This window comes from Lactobacillus nasalidis, from assembly GCF_016587775.1.
Lineage (GTDB): Bacteria > Bacillota > Bacilli > Lactobacillales > Lactobacillaceae > Lactobacillus > Lactobacillus nasalidis.
The window spans coordinates 1-4,396 of record NZ_BOCG01000544.1 but is presented as its reverse complement, the minus strand read 5'-3'; the positions used below and the strand labels follow the sequence as shown (position 1 = coordinate 4,396).

The 4,396-nt window shown below is 52.3% G+C and carries 5 protein-coding genes; 4 read left to right on the top strand and 1 reads right to left on the bottom strand.

Going from position 1 to position 4,396, the window contains the following annotated elements:
• The coding region (locus tag lacNas_RS10600; protein WP_201330599.1) for an Rpn family recombination-promoting nuclease/putative transposase at nt 1-444 on the bottom strand (444 nt) is incomplete at its 3' end.
• 246 nt (nt 445-690) lie between these two features.
• Between lacNas_RS10600 and lacNas_RS10595 the strand changes: the two genes are divergently transcribed.
• The 4 genes from lacNas_RS10595 to lacNas_RS10580 all read left to right on the top strand — a co-directional run bounded on the left by lacNas_RS10595 (nt 691) and on the right by lacNas_RS10580 (nt 4,163).
• Nucleotides 691-888, top strand: coding sequence for a hypothetical protein (locus lacNas_RS10595; protein WP_201330598.1), 198 nt, complete (start codon nt 691-693; stop codon nt 886-888).
• A gap of 156 nt (nt 889-1,044) precedes the next feature.
• The gene (locus lacNas_RS10590; RefSeq protein ID WP_201330597.1) at nt 1,045-1,785 is read left to right on the top strand and encodes an SAM-dependent methyltransferase; all 741 of its coding nucleotides are present in this window, start codon (nt 1,045-1,047) and stop codon (nt 1,783-1,785) included.
• Nucleotide 1,786: 1 nt separating this feature from the next.
• Nucleotides 1,787-2,770 carry a hypothetical protein gene (locus tag lacNas_RS10585; protein WP_201330596.1) on the top strand — a complete coding sequence of 328 codons (984 nt, stop codon included), beginning with the start codon at nt 1,787-1,789 and terminating at the stop codon, nt 2,768-2,770.
• Complete coding sequence (locus tag lacNas_RS10580; RefSeq protein WP_201330595.1) at nt 2,763-4,163, top strand: RsmB/NOP family class I SAM-dependent RNA methyltransferase; 1,401 nt, start codon at nt 2,763-2,765, stop codon at nt 4,161-4,163. Before lacNas_RS10585 ends, lacNas_RS10580 begins: the two co-directional genes overlap by 8 nt.
• Nucleotides 4,164-4,396: the final 233 nt, after the last annotated feature.

Below are 4,396 nucleotides of genomic sequence, written 5' to 3'. Positions count from 1 at the left end.
GAGCTTTTGCAGATTGATGTTCCCCAGCAAATTCCGGCTGTAGTTCCAAGCTTCTTTCCCGTAGTATACCACCAGCGTGAGCACGGGATAGAGCTTTTTGCTCTTGGTGAGCTGGTAGCGGTAGGCCGCGGCATCGTAGTTCATCACCCGCGCCGGCATGTGCTTGTCTGGCCGGGTCTGGTTCTCGATCCCAACCAGCGAAATGACGATCTTCTTCTTGCCGATCGTCAGCAGCTTGGCCACGTCCCGGTCCTGGCCGTGAACCTCCCCGTTGGCCTTGTAGTAGCTGGTCGTGTTGGTGTCTGCCAGCATGTCCGGCTTGATAATCTGTTTTCCGTTGAAGATGAAGCCGTTCAATACGTCAGCAAAAATTTCGTTCTTGTCCAGCAGGACTTTCTGGACGACGTCCCTGCTGCCGCGGACGGATGCTGCTATTTTGGTCATTTTTCCTCCGTTTCTAGAAGAGAATTATTTCTTCAACAACTAGTACAAGAAAAAATGCCGATTTTTTTTATTTTGTAAAAAATATCTGTGTTACTCTGGCAGAAATTAAATTTTTAGGGAAAAACTGGCAGAAGTTTGGAAAATAAAGAAATCGCTGCCATCAGCATAAAATCAGCTTCCACGCTTAAAATGGTGCTATAATAATCTTAAGCAAAAAAGCGCTTTACAGAAAGAAGGCTGGTTAAAATGAGAAGCAAGGAAGAAACTATGTTGATGGACACCATGATTGCCAATGGCGTCAGCAGCAAGATGACCCAGCAAGCAACTGGTCTTGCGGCTCCAAAGCCGGTGCAAGAGAAAAATGCAGCTAAGCTCGAGACGCGTGACATGCTGCTGGCTAACGGGGTCGACGAAGAGATGGCCGATCTGGCAGCAGATCTGTAATTTAATTGAATGTAGGCAGAGTGATGTTGTATTTATACGAAGAAATATGAAATTTGGAGTGAAGCTTAGGAGAGTTCCTAGGCTTCATTTTTTTGCGATCTTCCAGGCTACCTCAAAAGGCTGGTAAATGATAAAATCAACTGGTGAGGAATGCATATGACACAATTTATTGAAAAAATTTCTGCCCTAGCCAAAGAATTTGCTGATCCGGAACTGGACCGGCAAGTAGAAGAGATTAAACTGATCGACCAGTGCGTTTCCAGTCAGCACCTGCTGGCTTTCGCGCCAGAAGGCTTGGGCATCAGCGACAGCCGTTTTGCCGAAATGACCTGGGATTTGACTGACGGCCAGATCAAGGACCTGCGGGCTTTAAACAACCTGCTCAATAATGTCCGTCAGTACCTGTCCCTTGAATACGGAATCTGGTCTTTGCCAAATATGGCAACGGCCCGCTTAATCAAAGAAGAATTTGGGGTTGAATCTGCTCTTGAAGTTATGGCTGGCAACGCCTATTGGTCAAAAGCCTTGAGCGAAGCCGGCATCCAGGTGCGGGCAACGGATTCTTTGGAATGGTCCAAGAGTTCCAAAACCGGCAAGCGGCCTTTTTATCCAGTTGAAGACCTGCCAGCTGACCAGGCAGTCATGAAATACGCGACCTGCGACTTGATTCTCTGCTCCTGGGCGCCGAATTTTGGTCAAGCTGATCTGGAATTGATCGCCGCCAAGCACCACTATGCTCCGGCGGCCCGGCTCCTGTTTATCGGGGAAAAAGGCGTGACCAATTCGCCTGAATTTTGGAGCAAGCGGCATTTCAACCGGTCCGCTGAACTGCGGAAAATCAACCGCAGCTTTAAGTCCTACGATTTTATTGAAGAAAAGTTCTTTGAGGTGAAATAGCATGAAAAGGCACAAGCTTTTTGTCATTTTTTCGACCTTTTTCCTCTTTATCTTAATCGGCATCGTCTGCTCCAACATGCAGTCGCAGCTGGCCAACCAGATTCTGCAGTCGCAGGGGATGAGCATGCAGACCCGGATCGTCAAGCCAAAGAAGAACATGACTGTCTCCAGCTTCATCAAATGGGTGAAAAAGGAATACCCCAAGGAAAGCATCCAGATGCAGTTCAAGAGCAAGAGCGACAAGCACCAGATCTTGGTTTGGGCTCAAAACCGCGACCTGGACTATTTCCCGGTTTCCAGCGGCCGCTTCTTCACTGAAGACGACTTCAAGGGCCAGATCACCATCGCGGCCGTTTCTTCCGCCACGCAGGCCACCCAGATCAAGACCCAGGGAAACAGCTATCTGTATCTTAACGGCCTGTACTACACGGTTGTCGGCAACCTCAAGTCCGTGCCATATCAAAGCAGCAAGGACTACTATCTGACTACCGGGGAAAATCAGGCAACTGGAAAGAAGCAGATCAGCCGCTTCACTTTGTACGTTGACGCCAGCAGCGCAACGATCGGCAAGATTGCCAAGCACCTGTCCAGCGAAACCTACTGGCCGGAATTCGTCAAGCGCAACCGGCAGAGAAGACTGACCCTGCTGATGCCGGAAGCCTTGCTGATCCTGTTTTTGACCGGGGTGGGCATTGCCTTGATGGGCCTGATTGCCTGGGTTGCCTGGAAGGAAGCCGAACTGAGCCATTTGAAGGGAGAGCTGCTGGCCAACCTGCTGCTCAACCGCAGCGGCCGCTTTATCGTTTTGATGGTCGCGGAGGCGATCGGGGCCTACTTCCTTTTGGTCTGGAAAGCCTACTTCGGCAACCGGGGCATTCTGGCCCTGCTCCTGCTCGGGGTGACGGTCGTTGAACTTGCAGTTTACATCAGCATGATGATTTACATGTATCACATGTACCGAAAGGAGAAAAAAGCGGATGCTTGAAATCCCAGACCAGTTTAAGGAAAAATTTACCCGTCTGCTCGGCGAAGCAGCTGCTGCTGACTTGTTTGCGGCTTTGCGCCAGCCCAGCAAGAAGGCATACCGGATCAATACGCTGAAAGAGGGAAGGGTGAGCTACTCTCAAGAAAAGCCTGTGCCCGGCATCCCTCATGCCTATTACGGGGAAGTTTCGGGCAAGGATCCGGAATGGACCAGCGGGCTGGTATATTCCCAGGACCCGGCTGCCATGTTCCCGGCCCAGGCAATCCCGGTTCAGCCTGGCGACCGGGTGCTGGATCTCTGCGCGGCTCCGGGCGGCAAAAGCACGGCCCTGGGCCAGAAGCTGGCCGGCCAAGGCGTTTTGGTCGCCAACGAAATCTCCCCGTCAAGAGCGAAAATCCTGCGGGAAAACCTGGAGCGCTGGGGGGTGACCAATGCCGTGGTCACCAACGCGGATTCCGCCAGCTTGAGCGCCCGTTTTCCCTGCTTTTTCGACGCGATCCTGGTAGACGCGCCCTGCAGCGGGGAAGGGATGTTCAGAAAGAGCGAGGACGCCATTAAATACTGGAGTCAGGAAAACGTCGACCTTTGCGCTGACCGGCAGAAGGAAATTCTGACAGAAGCAGTGAAGATGCTCAAGCCTGGCGGCTACCTGCTGTATTCGACCTGCACCTTCTCGCCTGAAGAAGACGAAGAGATCGTCAGCTGGCTGATGGATGAATATGGCTTCAAAGTTTTGCCAATTGAGGCAACTGCCCAAGCCGCAGCCGGCAGACCGGAATGGGGCAATGGGGCTGTTAGTCTGGAAAATTGCGCCCGCTTCTGGCCGCAAGACGGGGTCGGTGAAGGCCAGTTCGTGGCCTGCCTTAAGGCCGCCGGTGAAAATGCCCAGGCGTTTGCTTCGGTTAAAAAGGGCAGAGAAAAGAAAGAAAAGAAGAAGGGCAAGGGCAGCAAGAACCGCCTGGAGCGGCCGAGCAAGGAAGAAGCCGGCTACATCAGCGAGGCCATTGCCGGCTTTAACTGGCCGGAAAGCCTGGCTACCTGGCCGAGCCAGGTCTTAAAGAGCCAGGATCATGTCTTTGTGCCAGCCCTTGATCCAGCCCAGCTGAAGGGCATCAAGATCCTCAACAATGGCCTGGAACTGGGCCTGCTGAAAAAGAAACGCTTTGAGCCCAGCCACCAGCTGGCTGAAGTTTTGGGACAAGTAACCCAGGAACGGGTCGTTGACTTAGATGAACGGGACTATGAGCGCTATCTGCATGGCGAGAGCCTGCAGGTGGCCAGCGGCTTGAAGGGCTTCGTCCTGGTTTCTTCCCGTGGCCTGGTCTTCAGCTTCGGCAAGCTGTCGGGCAAGGGCCAGCTGAAGAACTATTACCCAAAAGGACTCAGACAGTAATTTGATCTTAAAAAAGGCAACTTAACATATTTTTGCTTATGTGAAAAGGAGGCAGAAATGGTGAAGGCAGCTTTAGTTGCATGTTCCAACCCTTTGAAAGAAGCCTACCTCCCCGTAGTCGACCAGCTGAAAAAGCTGCTTGAAGACCGGGGCCTGGAGGTTGCCGTCAGCCGCTTTCTGACGGATGCTGACCTAGCAGGACGGGGAAAGCGGCGGGCCAGGGAGCTGGAGAA